This is a genomic window from Streptomyces sp. A2-16 (assembly GCF_018128905.1).
Classification (GTDB): domain Bacteria; phylum Actinomycetota; class Actinomycetes; order Streptomycetales; family Streptomycetaceae; genus Streptomyces.
This window is the reverse complement of sequence record NZ_CP063808.1, coordinates 2297733-2315917: the sequence shown is the minus strand read 5'-3', so window position 1 is coordinate 2315917 and position 18185 is coordinate 2297733. Positions and strand designations below refer to the sequence as shown.

The window sequence follows — 18185 nt, the reverse complement described above, 5'->3', positions numbered from 1 at the left end:
TCAGGCCAGCGTCGCGACCAGGATCGCCTTGATCGTGTGCAGCCGGTTCTCCGCCTCGTCGAACACGACCGAGTGCGCCGACTCGAACACCTCGTCCGTGACCTCCAGGGACTCCAGCCCGTGGGTCTCGAAGATCTCCTGACCCACCTTGGTACCGAGGTCGTGGAAGGCGGGCAGGCAGTGCAGGAACTTCACGTCCGCATTGCCCGTGGCCCTCAGCACGTCCATGGTCACCGCGTACGGCCCGAGGGCCGCGATCCGCTCGTCCCACACGCTCTTCGGCTCGCCCATGGAGACCCAGACGTCGGTCGCGACGAAGTCCGCCCCCAGCACGCCTTCCGCCGGCGACTCGGTGAGCGTGATCCGCGCCCCGCTGTCCACGGCGAGCGCGCGCGCCCGCTCGACGACGTCCTGCGCGGGCCAGTAGGTCTTCGGCGCGACGATCCGCACGTCCATGCCGAGCAGGGCGCCGGTGATCAGATACGAGTTGCCCATGTTGAACCGCGCGTCACCGAGGTAGGCGAAGGCGATCTCCCGGACCGGCTTCGCGGTGTGCTCGGTCATCGTCAGCACGTCGGCCAGCATCTGGGTGGGGTGCCAGTCGTCGGTGAGCCCGTTGTACACCGGCACCCCGGCGTACGCGGCCAGCTCCTCCACGTTCTGCTGGCTGTCCCCGCGGTACTCGATCCCGTCGTACATACGACCGAGCACGCGCGCGGTGTCCCGTACGGACTCCTTGTGCCCGATCTGCGAGCCGGACGGGTCCAGGTAGGTCGTCGAGGCGCCCTGGTCGGCGGCGGCGACCTCGAACGCGCAGCGCGTGCGCGTCGAGGTCTTCTCGAAGATCAGCGCGATGTTCTTCCCGCTCAGGTACCGCGTCTCGGTTCCCGCCTTCTTGGCGGCCTTCAGCTCGGCGGCCAGCTCGACCAGGCCGAGGAACTCCTCGGCCGTGAAGTCGAGCTCCTTGAGGAAGTGGCGCCCGGCGAGGGCGGTGGGAACAGTCGCCATGGGGGCGCTCCAGAGGGACGGGAACAGGACGCTGGAAGTCTATACGATGTTCAGCATTTCTATACAGCCTCCCTCTCCACCGGACAGCTCATGCAGCGCGGCCCGCCCCGCCCCCGCCCCAGTTCGCTGCCCGGGATCTCGATGACCTCGATGCCCTGCTTGCGCAGATGGGTGTTGGTGGTGGCGTTGCGCTCGTAGGCGACGACGACACCCGGCTCGACGGCGAGGACGTTGCAGCCGTCGTCCCACTGCTCGCGTTCGGCCGCGTGCACGTCCTGGGTGGCGGTCAGGACCCGGATCTCGCTCAGCCCGAGCGCGGCGGCGATCGCGCGGTGCATGTGCTCCGGCGGATGGTCGGTGACCTTGAGCTCCTTGTCCCCGACGCCCGGTTCGATGGTGTACGACCGGAGCATGCCGAGTCCGGCGTACTGGGTGAAGGTGTCGCCGTCGACCATCGTCATCACGGTGTCGAGATGCATGAAGGCCCGCCGCTTCGGCATGTCGAGGGCCACGATCGACTGCGCGGAGCCTGCGGCGAACAGCTTGTGCGCGAGCATCTCGACGGCCTGGGGCGTGGTCCGTTCGCTCATGCCGATGAGGACGGCGCCGTTGCCGATGACGAGGACGTCGCCGCCCTCGATGGTGGACGGGTAGTCGGCCTGACCCTCCGACCAGAGGTGGAACGTCTCGTCACGGAAGAGCGGGTGGTGGCGGTAGATCGCCTCGAAGTGCACCGTCTCGCGCTGCCGGGCGGGCCACTTCATGGCGTTGACGGAGACCCCGTCGTATATCCAGGCCGAGGTGTCGCGGGTGAACAGGTGGTTGGGCAGCGGGGCCAGGAGGAAGTCGTCCAGGTCCATGACGTGGAAGCGCACGGAGGTCGGCTCCGGGTGCGCCTCCAGGAACTCCCGCTTGGTCATGCCGCCGACGAGTGCTTCCGCGAGCTCCTCGGCGGGCAGCGCCTCGAAGGAGGCGCGGAGATGGTCGGTGGCGAGCGGGCCGTACTCCTTCTCGGCGAAGACCCGGTCGAGGACGAGCGACCGGGCCGCCGGGATGTCCAGGGCCTCGGTGAGCAGGTCGCCGAAGAGGTGCACGGCGACACCGCGGTCGCGCAGCACGTCGGCGAACCCGTCGTGCTCGGCGCGCGCCCGGCGCACCCACAGCACGTCGTCGAAGAGGAGTGCGTCCTTGTTGCTGGGGGTGAGCCTTTTGAGCTCGAGGTCCGGCCGGTGCAGGATGACGCGCCTGAGCCGCCCGGTCTCGGAGTCGACATGGAATCCCATGCCTCCATCCTGACCAACGGGGGCCGTCTTGACCCCTCCGTCCGCCGGGGTTTCTTGTTCTCGTCCCCTTGACGACAATCCTGCCCCACGGTTATCGTCCAAGAGACGAAAAGAGGGGGTTCGATGGCCGACATCACCCGGCGCCTCGGTTGGCGCCATCTGCGCGGTGCGCCCACGGCGCACATCCGGCACCACCGCGGCGGCACCCTGCTGCACGACGGTCCCGGGCTCAGCTTCTGGTTCCGCGCGCTGACGGCCGCACTCTCCGAAGTTCCGGTGGACGACCGCGAGTTGGCCATGACGTTCCATGCCCGTACGTCCGACTTCCAGGACGTGGCGGTGCAGGCCACCGTGACCTACCGGATCGGCGACCCCGCCCTCGCCGCCGCGCGCCTGGACTTCTCGATCGACCCGGACACCGGGGTGTGGCGGGGCGCGCCCCTGGAGCAACTGGGCACGCTGCTCACGGAGACGGCCCAGCAGCACGCGCTCGACGTACTGGCCCGCACTCCGCTGTCCTCCGCCCTGGTGGACGGGGTCGCGGCGGTGCGCGAGCGGGTCGCGGCGGGCCTGGACGCCGAGCCACGGCTGCCGGCCACCGGCATCGAGGTGGTCGCCGTACGCGTGATGGCCCTGCGCCCCGAGCCGGAGGTGGAGCGGGCGCTGCGGACCCCGGCCCGCGAACAGATCCAGCAGGAGGCCGACCGGGCCACCTACGAACGGCGGGCCGTCGCCGTGGAGCGCGAGCGGGCCATCGCCGAGAACGAACTGGCCAGCCAGATCGAACTCGCCCGCCGCGAGGAGCAGTTGGTGGAGCAGCGCGGCACGAACGCCCGCCGGGAGGCGGAGGAGCACGCGGCCGCGGACGCGGTACGGGCCGAGGCGGAGGCGACGCGCTCGGTACGGCTGGCTCGCGCGGAGGCCGAGGGAGTGCGCGCGGTCGGTGACGCGAAGGCACAGGCGCAGGCCGCCTGGCTGAAGGTGCACGAGGACGTCGAGGTCGCCACCCTGCACGCGCTCACCGGGACCCGTCTCGCGGAGAACCTGCCGCACATCGACAGCCTGACCGTCTCGCCGGACGTGCTGACAGGGCTGCTGGCCAAGCTGGGCGCGCGGGAGCCGGAGTGAGTCTCGCGCCACGGGCCGTCCTGGTCCATCGCACCACGGAGTACGAGGAGTTGGTGGCCCACCACGGCACCCACGGCCAGGCCGCCTTCTTCCTCTCCTCCCGGGGCCGGGACATCGAGGAGGTCGCCGCCCGCCACGAGCGCACCCGACGGGCGCTCGCCGAGGTGACCTCCGCGATTCCCCTGACCTGGCGTCAGGCCCGGGTGGAGCGGGCTGACCTGGACCGTTTCCTGTTCGCCCCCGAGGACGTCGTGGTCGTGGTCGGCCAGGACGGACTGGTGGCCAACGTGGCCAAGTACCTGTCCGGGCAACCGGTGCTGGGCATCGACTCCGAGCCCGGCCGCAACCCCGGTGTCCTGGTGCGGCACCGCCCGCGGGACACGGCGAAGTTGCTGGCAGCGGCGGGTGCGAGCGTCGACGAGCTGACGATGGTCGAGGCCGTCGCGGACGACACCCAGCGGCTCGTCGCACTGAACGAGATCTACCTGGGCGCCTACGGTCATCAGACCGCCCGATACCGCCTGGGCCTGGAGGGCGACGGGGGTGTCGTCGAGGCCCAGGCTTCGTCCGGGGTGCTGGTGGGGACGGGGACCGGGGCCACGGGCTGGCTCCGGTCCGTGTGGCAGGAGCGGGGTGGTGCCCTGCGGCTGCCGGCCCCGACGGAGACCCGCCTGGTCTGGTTCGTCCGCGAGGCCTGGCCGTCCCCGGCCACCGGCACCTCCCTGACCGCCGGCGAGCTCCCCGCCCCCGCCCGCCTCCGCCTCACCGTCGAGTCCGAACGTCTGATCGCCTTCGGGGACGGCATGGAGGGCGACTCGCTGGAGCTGACGTGGGGGCAGACGGTGGAGGTGGGGGTGTGCGGGGAGCGGTTGCGGCTGGTGGGGTGAGGGGTGACCGACGGGTCACCCCTCACGTCCGGCCCGGTGGCTCACAGCCGCGGGTCCACCGGCTCCGACTCCAGTGCCAGCACCCCGAACACCGCCTCGTGCACCCGCCACAGCGGCTCGCCCTCCGCCAGCCGGTCCAGGGCCTCCAGGCCGAGGGCGTACTCGCGGATCGCGAGGGAGCGCTTGTGGTTCAGGAACCTCTTGCGCAGGCGGTCGAGGTTCTCCGGGCGGGTGTACTCCGGGCCGTAGATGATCCGCAGGTACTCCCGGCCACGGCACTTGATGCCGGGCTGCACCAGACGCCCCTCCGTGCTGCGGACCACCGCGCCGAGCGGCTTGACGACCATGCCCTCGCCGCCGCGGCCGGTCATCTCCAGCCACCAGTCGACGCCCGCCCGCACCGACTCCGGGTCACCGGTGTCGACGTAGAGGCGTCGGGTGGTCTGGAGCAGGCCCGTGCTGTCGTGCTCCACCAGCCGGTCCAGCAGGGCCAGCTGCTCGTCGTGCGGGAGCCCGGCGAGGCTGCGACCCTGGACCGCGAGGATCTGGAACGGTGCCAGGCGGACACCGTCCAGGCCGTCGGTGGTCCAGCAGTAGCGGCGGTACGCGTCGGTGAACGCGCCTGCCGCGTCGGCCCGTTCGCGCTGGCGGGCCAGCAGGTCCGTGACGTCCACGCCCCGGCCCGCCGCGCCCTGGAGCGCGGCCAGCACTCCCGGGAACACCGCGCCGGACGCGGCGCCGACGGCCGCGTACTGCGACCGCAGCAGACCGGAGGCCTTCAGCGACCACGGCATCAGCTCGGCGTCCAGCAGCAGCCAGTCCGTACCGAGTTCGTCCCACAGGCCCGCCTCGCCGATCGCCGTCCGCAGCCGGTCGAGGATCGTCTCCGTCACCGACTCGTCGTCGAAGAACGGGCGGCCCGTGCGGGTGTAGAGCGAACCCGTGGGTCCGTCCACGCCGAAGCGCCTGCGCGCCGCCTCCGCGTCCCGGCAGACCAGGGCCACCGCCCGCGAGCCCATGTGCTTCTCCTCGCACACGACCCGCTCGACCCCGTCCCCGGCGTATTGCGCGAACGCCTCCGCCGGGTGCTCCAGGAAGCCGTCGACATGAGACGTGGCGGTCGGGGCCATCGTCGGCGGAAGGTACGGCAGCAGCCGCGGGTCCACCGCGAAACGGCTCATGACCTCCAGGGCCGCCGCCGCGTTCTCCTCACGGACCGCGACCCGCCCCTGGTGCCGGGTCTCGACGGCCCTGCGGCCGTGCACGTCGGCGAGGTCCAGCGGACGGCCGTCCTGGCCGCCGGGGGCCTCCGACTTCAGCGGCCTGGCCGGCTCGTACCAGACCTGCTCCGCCGGTACGTCGACCAGCTCCCGCTCCGGCCAGCGCAGCGCCGTGAGCTTGCCGCCGAAGACGGCACCGGTGTCCAGGCAGATCGTGTTGTTGAGCCAGGTCGCGTCCGGGACCGGGGTGTGGCCGTAGACCACGGCCGCCCGGCCGCGGTAGTCCTCCGCCCACGGGTAGCGCACCGGCAGGCCGAACTCGTCGGTCTCGCCGGTGGTGTCGCCGTACAGGGCGTGCGAGCGGACCCGGCCGGAGGTGCGGCCGTGGTACTTCTCCGGCAGACCGGCGTGGCAGACGACCAGGCGGCCGCCGTCGAGCACGTAGTGGCTGACGAGGCCGTCGATGAACTCCCGCACCTCGGCCCGGAACTCGTCCGACACGCTCTCCATCTGCTCGATGGTCTCCGCGAGGCCGTGCGTGTGCTGGACCTTGCGGCCCTTGAGGTAACGCCCGTACTTGTTCTCGTGGTTGCCCGGCACGCACAGCGCGTTGCCGGACTTGACCATCGACATCACCCTGCGCAGCACACCGGGGCTGTCCGGGCCGCGGTCGACGAGGTCGCCGACGAAGACCGCGGTACGGCCCTCGGGGTGGACGCCGTCGGAGTACCCCAACTTGCCCAGCAGCGACTCCAGTTCGGCGGCGCAGCCGTGGATGTCGCCGATGATGTCGAAGGGGCCGGTGAGGTGGGTCAGGTCGTTGAAGCGCTTCTCGGTGACGACGGTGGCGCTCTCGACGTCCGCCACCCCGCGCAGGACGTGCACCTTGCGGAAGCCCTCGCGCTCCAGGTGACGGATCGAGCGCCGCAGTTCACGGATGTGCCGCTTGATGACCCGGACCGGCATGTCGGCCCGGTCGGTGCGGCCCGCGTTGCGCTCGGCGCACACCTCCTCGGGCACGTCGAGCACGATGGCGATGGGCAGGACGTCGTACTGCTTGGCCAGGTCGATCAGCTGCCGCCGGGAGTCCGACTGCACGCTGGTCGCGTCGACGACCGTGCGGCGGCCGGCGGCCAGGCGCTTGCCCGCGATGTAGTGCAGGACGTCGAAGGCGTCCTTGGTGGCGCCCTGGTCGTTCTCGTCGTCGGAGACCAGGCCCCGGCAGAAGTCCGAGGAGATCACCTCGGTCGGCTTGAAGTGCCGCCGGGCGAAGGTGGACTTGCCGGAACCGGAGGCGCCGACGAGGACTACGAGGGAAAGGTCGGTGACGGGCAGAGTCCGTCCCCTGGTCTGTGTCTCGCTCATGCGGCCTTCGCCTCCTTCTCGTTCCTCATGACGAACGCGGCCATCTGGGTGGGCGGTCCGACCTCCGGGTCGTCCGGCCCGACAGGCACGAACTCCACGTCGTAGCCGTGCCGTTCGGCCACCGTGGACGCCCACGACCGGAACTGCTCGCGCGTCCACTCGAAGCGGTGGTCGCCGTGCCGTACGTGCCCGGCCGGGAGCGACTCCCAGCGGACGTTGTACTCGACGTTCGGGGTCGTCACCAGGACGGTCCGCGGGCGGGCCGCTCCGAACACCGCGTACTCCAGGGCGGGCAGCCGGGGCAGGTCGAGGTGCTCGATCACCTCGCTGAGCACGGCGGCGTCGTACCCCTTGAGCCGCTTGTCGGTGTACGCGAGCGAGCCCTGGAGGAGCTGGACGCGGGAGGCCATCCGCTCCCCCATGCGGTCCAGCTTCAGCCGCCGGGAGGCGATGGTGAGCGCCCGCACCGACACGTCGACGCCGACGATCTCCGTGAACTTCGGGTCCTTGAGCAGCGCCTGCACCAACTGGCCCTGGCCACAGCCGAGGTCGAGGACGCGGGCGGCGCCGGCGGCGCGCAGCGCCTCCAGGATCGCCTCGCGGCGCTGGACCGCGAGCGGGGTCGGCCTCTGTTCGGTCTCGGTCTCCGCCTCGACGGCGTTGTCGATGTCCTCGACCTCGCTGTCGTCGGCCTCGGCGAGCCGCACCAGCTCCAGACGCTCCATGGCCTCGCGCGTCAGAGACCAGCGGCGGGACAGGTAGCGGCTGGTGATCAGCTTCTGCTCCGGGTGCGCGGGCAGCCAGCCCTCACCGGCCCTGAGCAGCTTGTCGACCTCGTCGGGGGCCACCCAGTAGTGCTTGGCGTCGTCGAGGACGGGCAGCAGGACGTACAGATGGCGCAGCGCCTCGGCGACGGTGAGCTGCGTGGACTCCAGTTCGAGACGGACGTAGCGCGAGTCGCCCCACTCCGGGAACGCGCTGTCCAGCGCGACCGGTTCGGCGGTCACGGTCCAGCCGAGCGGCTCGAAGAGACGCCGTACCAGCTCCGGGCCGCCGCGGGCCGGGAGCGCCGGCACCTCGACACGCAGCGGCCGTGCCTGCGAGGGGAGTTCGGGCCTGGCGTTGCACATCCCGCGCATCGCACTGGAGAACACCGCGCTCAGTGCGACCGCGAGCAGCGAAGAGGCCGCGTACGGGCGGTCGTTGACGTACTGCGCGAGGGCCGCGTCGGGGGCGCCGCCGCGGCCCTTGCCCTTGCCGCGCCTGACCATCGCCACCGCGTCGACCTCCAGCAGCAGCGCCGCCGTACAGCGCTGCTCGTCCGCCTCGGGATAGAGGACGTGCGCCGTGCCGTAGGAGGTGGAGAACGCCTGCGCCTTCTCGGGATGCTTGTGCAGCAGGAAGCCGAGGTCGGTCGCGGGGCACTTGGGAGTGCCGGTGGTACTGATCGTCAGAAACATGCGCGTGGCCTCTCCGGCCGGTGGACGGGACTGGGACGCCGTACGCCAAAGCCCCCGAGGACGGTGATCCCGGGGGCTCGGCAGGACGACGTCCTCAGCTTCCCACGATCGGTCCGACCTGCGCCTTCGAATAAGCGGGAGACGTCGGCCGGATCACGACAGCTGCGACTGGACCTGCGCGGAGATCAGCTCCAGGTGGTCCAGGTCGTCGAGGTCGAGGATCTGGAGGTAGATCCGGCTGGAGCCCACGGCGGCGTAGCGGCCGATCTTGTCGACGACCTCGGCGGGGGTACCGGCCAGGCCGTTGGTCTTGAGCTCGTCGACCTCACGGCCGATCGCCGCGGCGCGCCGGGCCACCTCCTGGTCGTCCTTGCCGACGCAGACCACGAGGGCGTTGGAGTAGGTGATCGCGTCGGCCGCGCGGCCCGCCTCCTGGGCGGCGGCCCGGACCCGGCCGAACTGCGTCTCGCTGTCCTCGGGCGAGCCGAACGGCAGGTTGAACTCGTCGGCGTAGCGGGCGGCCAGACGCGGGGTGCGGGTCGCGCCGTGGCCGCCGATCAGCACGGGGATCTTGCTCTGGGCGGGCTTGGGCAGCGCGGGCGACTTCGTGAGCTGGTAGTGCTCGCCGTGGAAGTCGAAGGTGTCGCCGTGCTCGGTGGCCCACAGGCCGGTGACGATCTCCAGCTGCTCCTCCAGGCGGGGGAACTTCTCCTTCGGGAACGGAATGCCGTACGCCGAGTGCTCCTCCTCGAACCAGCCCGCCCCCAGGCCGAGTTCGACACGTCCGCCGGACATCTGGTCGACCTGGGCGACCTGGATGGCGAGGACGCCGGGGAGCCGGAAGGTGGCGGCGGTCATCAGGGTGCCGAGCCGTACGCGCTTCGTCTCGCGGGCCAGGCCGGCGAGGGTGATCCAGGCGTCGGTGGGGCCGGGGAGGCCGTCGCCGTCGCCCATCCTGAGGTAGTGGTCGGAACGGAAAAATGCGTCGAAACCGAGGTCTTCCGTGGCCTTCGCGACAGTGAGGAGGGTGTCGTAGCTTGCGCCCTGCTGGGGCTCGGTGAAGATGCGGAGATCCATGTCTCCATCCTGCACGCAGGAGTGAACCGTGGCCCCCTCGGCCCCCGCGACCTCCTCGGACCCCATGGCCCCCGTGATTCCGCCGCCCCCGCCGCCCCCGCGGTCCTCGCCGTCTCCGCGGTCCCCGGGCGGGTGAAAATCCGTCAACGGCGTGCGCGAGGGGTGAACGTGCCAGTGACCGGGCCCTTTGGTGATCGTTGGCTCGGGCGGAGCCGGCTTGTCGTCGCCGGCGCGTCATCCGTTACCCGCGTCGGCCCCTTCGTCGGGGTCCTTTGGCCGAGGAGGCCGTCATGTCCGAGGAAACTGTGCCGCTGATCGCGGGGGCTGGGCAGCCGAAGGGGTTGCTGCAGCAGATGGAGGAGCTGATGGCGGCCCTGAACGCGGATCTGTCGGCGCTGGACGCGGATCTTCAGGGGGCCGGAGGTGCTGGGCGCGAGGCCGGTGAGGAGGCGGCCGACTGAGGACGGTCTTCGGCTGCGGGCCGGTGAGGAGGCGGCCGACTGAGGACGGTCTTCGGCTGCGGGCCGGTGGGGGGCTGGTCGCGCGGTTCCCCGCACCCCCGGGTCGGCGCAGTCGAAGCATGCCCAGCGGAGCCCACCTCTTTCAGGGGCGGCGCGGGGCCGTGACATCAACGGCTCCGCCGGGGGCGCGACCGGCCCCACCGGGACGGGCCGAGGAGCTCACCCCGCCTCCGGCAACTCCTCCCCCCGGTCCGCCAGTCTTCGCAGCATCTGCAGGACCCGGTCCCGTGACTCGTCCGCCGCGTCGATCGCCTCCATGCACTGCCAGTACGTCGTCTCGTCGTCCGCCGCGCAGGCGAGGCCGACCAGGGCGATGCCCACCTCGCCGAGGAGGCCGCCGAGGTACAGGAGGGCCTGGCGGGCATCGCCGAGCTCGGTGAGCTGCGCGGCCCGCAACTCCGCCAGGGCTATGTCGGGACGCTCCAGGACCCCGCACCCCCGGCCCGCGAGTTCGGTCAATCCCAGTGCCTCGCCCCGGAGTTCGGGCGGCCCGGCGACCGCGAGGCGACTGCCTATCGCCTGCGCCAGGGCCTGCGCCTGCCACACCTCCGCCATGACCTCGGGCGCCTCGCCGCCCCCGGCCAGGGCACGCCTGCTCGTCACGATGAGCCGCACCGCGTCCATCGGCTGCCCCCGTCTGTCCCGGCGCACTGCCGGGCACGTCCGCCCGAACTCCCTTGTCCACTACCCAGAGTGAGCTCGCTCGGAACGAAAAACCAGAGGTAGACGGAAATCTGTGGACAACAAATCGGTTTCGGACTCACTTTTCATCACGGAGAGTGAAAGAGGACTGCATCCTTCCTCACGGTGCCGGAAATCTCCGTTCGTTGCGGTCGATCTTCGCGTCCAGCGCCGCCAGCGGATCGACATCGAGCACCTCGCACAGCTGGAGCAGATACGCGAGCACATCGGCGATCTCGTCCGTCACGCGGTGCGCGCTGTCGGGGTCGTCCATGACCCGCGTCGACTCCTCGGGCGTCAACCACTGGAAGATCTCGACCAGTTCGGAGGCCTCCACACTGAGCGCGGCGACGAGGTTCTTGGGGGTGTGGTACGGCTGCCAGTCGCGTGCCGCCGCGAAGTCGGCCAGCCGGCGCTGCAGTTTCGCCACGTCGAGAGGTTCTGTCACGGCTCCAGGTGTACCACCGTGACCCCGTCCACCCCGACGGCCCACGAGGCGTCGCTCACCGCGCCGACGAGCCGGATGTGCCCGCGCTCGCACATCCGCACGGCCAGCCGCAGCAGTTCGGCCCGCTGCCGTGGGTCCAGGTTCCGGTCGAGGTTGTCGGCGAGCACGGTGAGCGTCTGCATCGCGGCGGGCACCTCGCCGGCCGGGTCGACCTCCAGCACCCCCGGCCCGGTGAGCAGCACCAAGGCGAGCGCGAGATACCTCAGCTCGCCGTCGCCCAGCCGCCCGAGCTCCGTGCGGCCGCCGTCCCCGCGGTCGAGCAGGGCCCGGACCGTCCCGATGGGCAGGGGTTCGGCGAGCACGTCGGCGACGGGCCCCGCGCATCCGGCGCGCACCGCGGCGACGAGTTGCGCGTGCCGTCGGGGGCACTCCGCGCGGGTGCGCCACAGGACGTCGGCGAGGTTGTCGCAGCCGCCCAGCAGCCGTCCGGTACCGGTCGGGACGGGCAGCCGCATGCGCCCGGGGCGCGGGTCGCAGCCGAAGACCGAGCGCAGGGCGACGACCATCTGCTCGGCGGCGGCCAGGACGCGCCGCTGTCCGTCGGTCTTGCCCGCCACGCGCAGCGGCAGCAGGGCGGTGCCGAGCTGGTCGTCCGGGAGCGGGGCGCGGGTGACCGGTGCGCTCCCGGCCGTGTGCCAGGCGGCCTGCACGAACCGGCGGGAGGGGTCGCGCAGCGCGGTCTCCAGGAGAACGAGCCCGCCGGACGTCAACCGCTCCCCCACGACACGTAGTTCGGGCTCGGCCTGGACGGCGACGTCGAGCCGGACCGGCCCCTCGGGGCCGTCCGCCGTGCAGCCGATCCGGAAGCCGCGGCGGCGCTGTGCGTCGGGGCGGGCCCGGTCGGGGACGCACCCGAGGGGATGCGGGAACACCTCGCCGAGGCTCGCGCCGCCACCGAGCCGGGCGAGCGCCTCGTACGCCCGCAGCGCGCTGCTCTTGCCGCTCCCGCTGGGCCCGGCGAACAGGGTCAGCGGCCCGAGCGGCAACCCGGCCCGCCGGTGCACGGCGTACGCGGACAGTCGCAGTTCGGTGAGACAGGGCCGGTCGGGGCGGTGTTCACCACCGTGCGCGAGCTCCGCGCGCGGTGCGGCCGACTGAGCCGGGACGACAGCGGATGTGGGGGATGCACGCATATCCGGACCGTAGGACTCCGCCCTTGGGCGAACCGTTCCTGCCCGACGGCCTTCCTACGAACGAGCTAACCGTCCCGAGGCTCAGACCCCGGGCATCCCCGCCCCCTCCATCAGCCCGGTCACCTCGGTCCCGGCCGGGGTCAGCAGGAACACGTTGCGGTCCACGCGGTGCATTCCGCTCGCCAGGCCGAACACGACACCCGTGCTGAAGTCGAGGACCCTCTTGGCGACCTCCGTCTCCGCGCCGGTGAGGTCGAGCAGGACCGGGATGCCCGCCATCAGGGTCTCGGCGACCTCGCGGGCGTCCGCGAAGACATTGATCCGCAGGACGACGAAACGGCGTCGGGCCTCGGTCACGGCCTCCGGCATCGACCGGTGGTCGATCGCGGACGGCCACGCGTCCCGTCCACGCAACGGAACGACCTGGGCGAGCCCCTCCCACTGTTCATCGGTGACGTCGTACCTGTTCACCGGCTCCCCCCGATCCGACTCGCCTTCAATGCCTGCACCAGCCAATTCTTACGCCAAGTCACCCGTACGGCCCAACAGCGACACGGTCCGCGACGGACTCGGCGGACACATCACGTCACCCCCCATCGTGACGAAAGGGTCTTACCCCCCTCACACCGGACTCTTGGCCTCCGTCGCCACCCCGCTCACCGGGTCCGATTAGCGTCCGATGCCGTGCTCCTGGCAGATACTCAGCTGTCGGCACCCGGCCGGCCCACCCAGCCGGCGGTGTCCACCGCCCCGGAACCCCCCACGCAGTGGCATCGCGTCCTGACGCTGCTCGCGGACGTCAGCCTTCTCATCGGCACGCGCGAGGTGTGGACCCAGGCGGCCACCCACCGGCCTGCCGTCGCCGCGGTCATCTCGGTCTGCTACGCCTCGATCCTCGTCTGCGGCGTACTCGCCCTGGTGGTGCGCGGCCGGCGCGCCCTCGCGCGCGTGGACCTGTGCGTGCTGGTGACCGGTCTGGCACTCGCACTGTGCGCGTTCGTCCTGTTCCACCGCGGCTCCGACGAGTCCGTCCTCACCACCCAGGCGGCGCGCGACCTGGTCGCGGGGCACGGCGTCTACGGCAACCCCTGGCCCTGGCTCTTCGGCGCCAAGGGCATCGCACTGACCCCGACCGTCACCGGGGGGTACGACTACACGTACGGCTATCCCCCGCTCGCCCCGCTGCTGACGGCCCCCTTGCTGTGGCTCGGCCACGGCAGCCTGCCGGCCATAGCGATGAGCACAGGTGCCCTGCTCGTCGGCACGGTCGTGCTGTGGTGGCTGCTGCCCGCGCCCTGGCGTTCGGCGGCGACCATGGCGTGCCTCGGATTCTCGATGCTCACGATGTACGGCCGTCTCGGCTACCCGGCGATCCTGGCGCTGGCCCTGATGATCCCGGTGGTGGTGCGCTGGCCCCGGATCGGGCGGGGCGGGCGGCTGGGTCCGGCCGGGGTGGCGCAGGCGGCCTGCCTGGGCGCGGCGTGCGCGGCGCAGCAACTGCCGTGGTTCCTGGCGCCGTTCCTGCTCGCCGGGATCTACGCCGTACGGCGCGGGGAGCTGGGCGGGCGGGCCGCGGGAGCGGTGTTGCTACGGCTCGCCGGGGTCGCCGCCATCGCATGGCTGCTGATCAACGCGTACTTCCTCGTGAGCCAGCCGGTCGCGTGGCTGAAGGGCATCGCGCTGCCGCTGATCCAGGGCGCGGTGCTGCACGGCCAGGGCCTGGTGGGGGTGTCGCTGTACCTCACCGACGGCAGCGACCGGCTCGACTGGTACGGGTACGCCAGTCTGCTGCTGCTCGCCGGTCTGCTGGCGTTGTTCGTGCTGTTCGTGCGTCGCCTCGGTCCGGCGGCGACCGTGCTGCCGTGGCTGGCCTTCTGGCTGGCGACGCGTTCGCAGGACGGCTACTACCTGATGATGACCCCGCTGTGGCTGGCGGCGGCGGTCACGGCGCCCGCGTCGGAGTTCGCGGGGGCCTGGCAGCCGTTCACGCGCCGGCTCGCCGGTCCGCACCGGCGTCCGGCGCGGATCGCCGCGGCCGTGCTGCTGCTCGGCCCGGCGCTGGCGAGCGCGGCGCTGGCGGCCACCGGCTCACCGCCCCTGCGCATGCGGGTCACCGCCGTGCGCCACGACGTCCGCTCCCTCTCCCGGCTGACCCTGCGGGTCACCAACACCGGCGACGAAGCCCTCACCCCGCACTTCACGCTCACCCGGGGCCAGGGCATGTACCCGTACTTCTCGGTGCTGCGGGGGCCTGCCACGCTGGCCGCCCACGCGACGGCGACGTACGAACTGCGGCCGCCCGGGGGGACGTACGCGCTCCCGCACGCGCATCAGCAGGTCCGGCTGCGGGTCTTCACGTCCTCGCCGCAGACGCTGTCGAGCACCTACGTCAAGCTGCCGACCGCTTGAAGCGGAGCGTCGCGGTGACCGCGGTCAGGCCGCGGATCATGCCCAGCTGGTTCCAGCCCAGGCCGAAGTGGTCGCGGTCCACCGAGAACTCGGCGTTGATCGTGACCGCGTCGGCGCTCGCGTCGGTGACCGCGGCGGTGAAGGACTGGGGGCGGCTGATGCCGCGCACGGTCAGCTGGCCGATCACATGCACCTGGTCGCCCTCACGCAGCTCGGCGCTGCGCACCGCGAAGGTGATCTCGGGGTGGTTGGCGACGTCGAAGAAGTCGGCCCCGCGCAGGTGCTCGTCGCGCTTGGCGTTCTTGGTGTCGAGGGAGGCGGCGTCCAGGGTCACGGTGCCGACGACGGACCCGTCCGCCCGTACCTCGCCCTGACCGTCCACGGTGGTGAAGGCGCCCTTCACCGTGACCAGACCCCACATCGTCCTGTGCTTCAGGGCGACGGTGGTGGCGGTCCGGTCGAGCTGCCAGGTTCCGGTTTCGACGGCGACGGTCATGGTTCCGTTCCTCACTGAGGTAGTCCAAATTTGGATGACAGCACGCTAGTCGATTATTCAAATTTGGACAACGGGTAGAATCGAATCCATGGCCGACCACTCCGACTGCCCCTCCGCCGCAGGTGACGGGCTCCTGCCCGCCGAACTGCACGCCTGGATGCTGATGCTGGCCGCGACCGGTGCCGTGGAACAGGAGCTGCGGGGCGTCGTCAAGGAGCGGCTGGACGTCTCGCACGACGAGTTCCTGGTCCTGTGCCTGCTGGCCGCGGGCCCCCGCGAAGGCCGCCGCATGACGCGGATCGCGGAGCTCCTGGGCCGCCCCAAGACCCGTCTCACCTACCAGATCGCCTGTCTCCAGCACGCCGGACTCGTCACCCGCAAGTCGGTCTGCGGAGACAAGCGGGGCGTGGAGGTGGCCCTCACCGAGAAGGCCCGGGACCTGCTCAAGGACGCCTCCGACACCCTCGCCGCGACGGTGAAGGAGGCCCTGTCCCGCTTCATGGGCGCCGACCAGCGCCAGGCCCTGTGCGCGCTGATGCCCGACCTCGCCGCGGAGGCGAAGCCGGAGTAGGCGCCGGTGCGGTGCCATGGCGCCGGAGACGGCGGCCGGGGACGCGCGCCGGGCGAGCGGGTCGACGGCGAGGTCCGCTGCGACGCCGGCGGCCGGGTCGCAGGGCCGCCGTTCTGGTCGTCGAGTCGACCTCAGACCACCAGTTCCATCAGCTCTCCCCTGGCCCGCGCCACGCGAGATCTCACCGTCCCCACCGGGCAGCCGCTCACCACTGCCGCCTCCTCGTACGACAGCCCCAGCATCTGTGTGAGCACGAACGCCTCCCGCCGCTCGTCGGACAAGGTGCCCAGGAGATCGGTCAGCGCTATCCCGTCGTCGAAGCCGGGCACGCCCCGCGGCTGGGCCCGCTCGGCCGCGGCCTGCCAGTCCGCACCGTCGTACCGGCGGGGCCGGACGGCCGCGTGCCGGAACCCGTCGATCACCGCGCGCCGGGCGATGGACAGCACCCAGGCCCGCGCCGAGGACCGCCCTTCGAACCGGTGCAGACTGCCGAGCGCCCGCAGGAAGGTGTCCTGGGCCAGATCGTCCACGGCCTGCGGGTCGGCGCACAGGTGGGAGACATAGCGCAGCACGTCACGGTGCAGAGCGCGTACGAAGTGGTCGACGGCGTCGGTGTCACCGGCGCGGGCGGCGAGTGCCCAGGCGGTGGCGGAGGCGTCGGCCGACTCGCGGCGGGCACGGAGGTCGGCGGAGGCGGGGGCGGGGGCGGCGGGCAGGGTGGAAGTGATCACCAAGTGTCCTTCGGGGTCAGCCGTGATCCGGGCCGCCGTGGCGCACAGGGGTGCGCGGCGGTCCGGTGAGGGGATACGGCCGTGCGGCGACCACATGTGCGCAGACCACAGCTGCGTTGCGCGCATCTGCGGTGCGACGCGCCTGTGTGGGGTGAACACATGGTGGTGAGCACATGGTGGTGAGCGCGGGGCGCTGAGCACATGTGCGGGTGCACGACCGAGCCCGAGGCGCACCGGGGCGGCCTCGGGTTGCCGTCTGTCGTCAGGCGACAGCGGTCCCCGGGGGTGGCCCCCGATGGGTGATCGCGTGGACGAGAAGAAGGGCCCGCGGCCCGCGCTCCGAGCGGGGCCGGCACACCCGCAGACGCGGGCGGTGCGGGGTGGCGGGCAGGGCGAGCAGCAGCCGCAGCGGGGCCACCAGCCGTCCGGCGACCGCCCGCAGGATGCGGAACGCGGCCCGCTCCCCGTACGCCAGCCACAGGCCGGTGAGGAGCGCGGCGAGCAGATGGGCGGCGTACATCCCGAACGGCATCCAGAACGAGAGGGCGTCGACACCCGACGACGTCCCCATGGGGGCCGTGTCCATGGGGGCCGCATCAATGGCGTCCATGCCGCTGGTGTGCATGGACGCCATGTGCATCACGCCGGTGTCCTGCGCCGCCGGTGCGGGCTGCGCGAGGGAGAACGCCGAGTGGAGGGCCGTCTGGGCGCCCACCACCACGGCCACGATCAGCGGCAGCCCGCGTTCACGGCCGGCCAGGCACCAGCCCGCGCACCCGGTCGCGACCAGGCCCGCGGCCAGTGTCCAGCCCGGCACATGGGCGCCGGACATGAGGACGTGGCCCAGGGCGGCGAGCAGCACACAGACGGCCGCGAACACCGCGGCCCTCAGCGTGCGTGCGCACCACCCTGCTGTCATGGCGCCATATCCTCCCATCCGGGCACCGGAAGTCACCCGTGGGTACGGAAATCCACAGGTGACTGCTCAGTTCGTACGGCGGCTCCGTACGACGGCGAAGGCACCGGCCGCGAGGCCGAGCACGCCCACGACCAGCCCGGCGACGCCGAGGCCGCGGGCGGTGGAGTCGCTCGCGGAGGTCTTGGCCGCCCCGGCCGCGACGGCGGAGGTCCGCGCCGTGGTGGCCGACGCGGCGGTGGCCGCCGTCAGCTTGAGGACCGGGGCCGGGTTCTCCGGCTCCTCGTCGCCCTTGGCGGCCTCCTCGATCCAGCGGACCACCTTCCCGTCGGAGTAGGTCTGGAGCGTCTTGAAGGTCAGCTGGGCGGTGTCGTCCGGGAGTTGACCGAAGGCGACGTCGAAGTCCTCGTACTGGCCGGGGCCGATCCTCCCGCCGGTCCAGGTGATCTCGGAGACCGCGTCGGTGATCGTGCCGTCGTCCGTCTTGACCGGCGTCCTGAGCCTGGTGTCGGTGACCTTGGCGGTCCAGCCGTCGTGCGGGGAGACGAGCACGCCGAGCAGCGGGTGGTCGCTGGGCAGGAACAGCTGGACCTCGGTGGTGCTCGCGGTGTCGCTCTCGTCGGGGACCCGGAAGCTCAGGGCGCCGTCGGTGGCGCCCTTGGCGTAGCTGTCGGGGTGGACGGTGACGTGCGCGGAGGCGACGCCCGCGGCGGTGAGGACGGCGCAGGCGGCGAGGGCGGTGCCGAGGCCGGCGCGGCGCACGGCGGTGTGTGCTGAGGACATGGGTGAGG

Annotated in this window: 18 protein-coding genes; 5 read left to right on the top strand and 13 right to left on the bottom strand. The window is 71.9% G+C overall.

The features are described from left to right. Both argF and IOD14_RS10515 read right to left on the bottom strand, forming a co-directional pair. Positions 1–1008, bottom strand: coding sequence for an ornithine carbamoyltransferase (gene argF / locus IOD14_RS10520; protein WP_123992135.1), 1008 nt, complete (start codon positions 1006–1008; stop codon positions 1–3). Between the two features lie 59 nt (positions 1009–1067). After that, on the bottom strand, positions 1068–2291 hold the full coding sequence (locus IOD14_RS10515; RefSeq protein WP_123992134.1) for an arginine deiminase: 1224 nt from the start codon (positions 2289–2291) through the stop codon (positions 1068–1070). Between the two features lie 123 nt (positions 2292–2414). Between IOD14_RS10515 and IOD14_RS10510 the strand changes: the two genes are divergently transcribed. Continuing rightward, positions 2415–3419 carry an SPFH domain-containing protein gene (locus IOD14_RS10510; protein WP_123992133.1) on the top strand — a complete coding sequence of 335 codons (1005 nt, stop codon included), beginning with the start codon at positions 2415–2417 and terminating at the stop codon, positions 3417–3419. Then, positions 3416–4306: an NAD(+)/NADH kinase gene (locus IOD14_RS10505; RefSeq protein WP_212670109.1), complete on the top strand. Its 891-nt coding sequence runs from the start codon at positions 3416–3418 to the stop codon at positions 4304–4306. The genes IOD14_RS10510 and IOD14_RS10505 overlap by 4 nt, the downstream gene beginning before the upstream one ends. Before the next feature lie 41 nt (positions 4307–4347). Here IOD14_RS10505 and IOD14_RS10500 read toward each other — a convergent pair whose 3' ends face one another. From IOD14_RS10500 to IOD14_RS10490, 3 genes are all read right to left on the bottom strand, one after another. Then, on the bottom strand, positions 4348–6891 hold the full coding sequence (locus IOD14_RS10500) for a polynucleotide kinase-phosphatase (RefSeq protein WP_123992131.1): 2544 nt from the start codon (positions 6889–6891) through the stop codon (positions 4348–4350). Further along, positions 6888–8351 carry a 3' terminal RNA ribose 2'-O-methyltransferase Hen1 gene (locus tag IOD14_RS10495; RefSeq protein WP_212670108.1) on the bottom strand — a complete coding sequence of 488 codons (1464 nt, stop codon included), beginning with the start codon at positions 8349–8351 and terminating at the stop codon, positions 6888–6890. The genes IOD14_RS10500 and IOD14_RS10495 overlap by 4 nt, the downstream gene beginning before the upstream one ends. A 153-nt stretch (positions 8352–8504) precedes the next feature. After that, positions 8505–9428, bottom strand: a complete 924-nt coding sequence (locus IOD14_RS10490; protein ID WP_212670107.1) for an LLM class F420-dependent oxidoreductase — start codon at positions 9426–9428, stop codon at positions 8505–8507. A 290-nt stretch (positions 9429–9718) separates the two neighbouring features. Between IOD14_RS10490 and IOD14_RS10485 the strand changes: the two genes are divergently transcribed. Further along, the gene (locus IOD14_RS10485) at positions 9719–9889 is read left to right on the top strand and encodes a hypothetical protein (protein WP_212670106.1); all 171 of its coding nucleotides are present in this window, start codon (positions 9719–9721) and stop codon (positions 9887–9889) included. 219 nt (positions 9890–10108) lie between these two features. On the opposite strand, the gene IOD14_RS10480 is transcribed toward IOD14_RS10485, so the two are convergent. The 4 genes from IOD14_RS10480 to IOD14_RS10465 form a co-directional block, all read right to left on the bottom strand. Continuing rightward, entirely contained in the window at positions 10109–10573 is a 465-nt protein-coding gene (locus tag IOD14_RS10480) for a DUF6099 family protein (protein ID WP_123992128.1), read from the bottom strand. Between the two features lie 178 nt (positions 10574–10751). Then, complete coding sequence (locus IOD14_RS10475) at positions 10752–11078, bottom strand: nucleotide pyrophosphohydrolase (RefSeq protein WP_123992127.1); 327 nt, start codon at positions 11076–11078, stop codon at positions 10752–10754. Continuing rightward, the gene (locus tag IOD14_RS10470; protein ID WP_123992126.1) at positions 11075–12271 is read right to left on the bottom strand and encodes an ATP-binding protein; all 1197 of its coding nucleotides are present in this window, start codon (positions 12269–12271) and stop codon (positions 11075–11077) included. The genes IOD14_RS10475 and IOD14_RS10470 overlap by 4 nt, the downstream gene beginning before the upstream one ends. An 81-nt stretch (positions 12272–12352) precedes the next feature. Further along, entirely contained in the window at positions 12353–12742 is a 390-nt protein-coding gene (locus IOD14_RS10465) for a cell division protein SepF (RefSeq protein ID WP_174269257.1), read from the bottom strand. A gap of 267 nt (positions 12743–13009) precedes the next feature. Here IOD14_RS10465 and IOD14_RS10460 point away from each other — a divergent pair, with 267 nt between their 5' ends. Continuing rightward, complete coding sequence (locus IOD14_RS10460; protein WP_212673243.1) at positions 13010–14680, top strand: hypothetical protein; 1671 nt, start codon at positions 13010–13012, stop codon at positions 14678–14680. Here IOD14_RS10460 and IOD14_RS10455 read toward each other — a convergent pair. After that, positions 14661–15176 carry a YceI family protein gene (locus IOD14_RS10455; protein ID WP_123992125.1) on the bottom strand — a complete coding sequence of 172 codons (516 nt, stop codon included), beginning with the start codon at positions 15174–15176 and terminating at the stop codon, positions 14661–14663. The genes IOD14_RS10460 and IOD14_RS10455 overlap by 20 nt on opposite strands. 88 nt (positions 15177–15264) lie before the next feature. Between IOD14_RS10455 and IOD14_RS10450 the strand changes: the two genes are divergently transcribed. Beyond that, positions 15265–15747, top strand: coding sequence for a winged helix DNA-binding protein (locus IOD14_RS10450; protein WP_212670105.1), 483 nt, complete (start codon positions 15265–15267; stop codon positions 15745–15747). A gap of 131 nt (positions 15748–15878) precedes the next feature. Here IOD14_RS10450 and IOD14_RS10445 read toward each other — a convergent pair whose 3' ends face one another. The 3 genes from IOD14_RS10445 to IOD14_RS10435 form a co-directional block, all read right to left on the bottom strand. Continuing rightward, the gene (locus tag IOD14_RS10445; protein WP_249125891.1) at positions 15879–16478 is read right to left on the bottom strand and encodes a sigma-70 family RNA polymerase sigma factor; all 600 of its coding nucleotides are present in this window, start codon (positions 16476–16478) and stop codon (positions 15879–15881) included. Positions 16479–16740: 262 nt separating this feature from the next. After that, positions 16741–17397 (bottom strand): hypothetical protein, encoded by a 657-nt coding sequence (locus tag IOD14_RS10440; protein ID WP_212670104.1) that lies wholly within the window; start codon positions 17395–17397, stop codon positions 16741–16743. 66 nt (positions 17398–17463) lie between these two features. Further along, positions 17464–18177 (bottom strand): YcnI family protein, encoded by a 714-nt coding sequence (locus IOD14_RS10435; protein WP_212670103.1) that lies wholly within the window; start codon positions 18175–18177, stop codon positions 17464–17466. Positions 18178–18185: the final 8 nt, after the last annotated feature.

Coding starts and splice junctions, on each gene's coding strand:
- argF (WP_123992135.1), bottom strand. CDS start 1,008: ATGGCGACTGTTCCCACCGCCCTCGCCGGGCGCCACTTCCTCAAGGAG.
- IOD14_RS10515 (WP_123992134.1), bottom strand. CDS start 2,291: ATGGGATTCCATGTCGACTCCGAGACCGGGCGGCTCAGGCGCGTCATC.
- IOD14_RS10510 (WP_123992133.1), top strand. CDS start 2,415: ATGGCCGACATCACCCGGCGCCTCGGTTGGCGCCATCTGCGCGGTGCG.
- IOD14_RS10500 (WP_123992131.1), bottom strand. CDS start 6,891: ATGAGCGAGACACAGACCAGGGGACGGACTCTGCCCGTCACCGACCTT.
- IOD14_RS10495 (WP_212670108.1), bottom strand. CDS start 8,351: ATGTTTCTGACGATCAGTACCACCGGCACTCCCAAGTGCCCCGCGACC.
- IOD14_RS10490 (WP_212670107.1), bottom strand. CDS start 9,428: ATGGATCTCCGCATCTTCACCGAGCCCCAGCAGGGCGCAAGCTACGAC.
- IOD14_RS10485 (WP_212670106.1), top strand. CDS start 9,719: ATGTCCGAGGAAACTGTGCCGCTGATCGCGGGGGCTGGGCAGCCGAAG.
- IOD14_RS10480 (WP_123992128.1), bottom strand. CDS start 10,573: ATGGACGCGGTGCGGCTCATCGTGACGAGCAGGCGTGCCCTGGCCGGG.
- IOD14_RS10470 (WP_123992126.1), bottom strand. CDS start 12,271: ATGCGTGCATCCCCCACATCCGCTGTCGTCCCGGCTCAGTCGGCCGCA.
- IOD14_RS10455 (WP_123992125.1), bottom strand. CDS start 15,176: ATGACCGTCGCCGTCGAAACCGGAACCTGGCAGCTCGACCGGACCGCC.
- IOD14_RS10450 (WP_212670105.1), top strand. CDS start 15,265: ATGGCCGACCACTCCGACTGCCCCTCCGCCGCAGGTGACGGGCTCCTG.
- IOD14_RS10440 (WP_212670104.1), bottom strand. CDS start 17,397: ATGACAGCAGGGTGGTGCGCACGCACGCTGAGGGCCGCGGTGTTCGCG.
- IOD14_RS10435 (WP_212670103.1), bottom strand. CDS start 18,177: ATGTCCTCAGCACACACCGCCGTGCGCCGCGCCGGCCTCGGCACCGCC.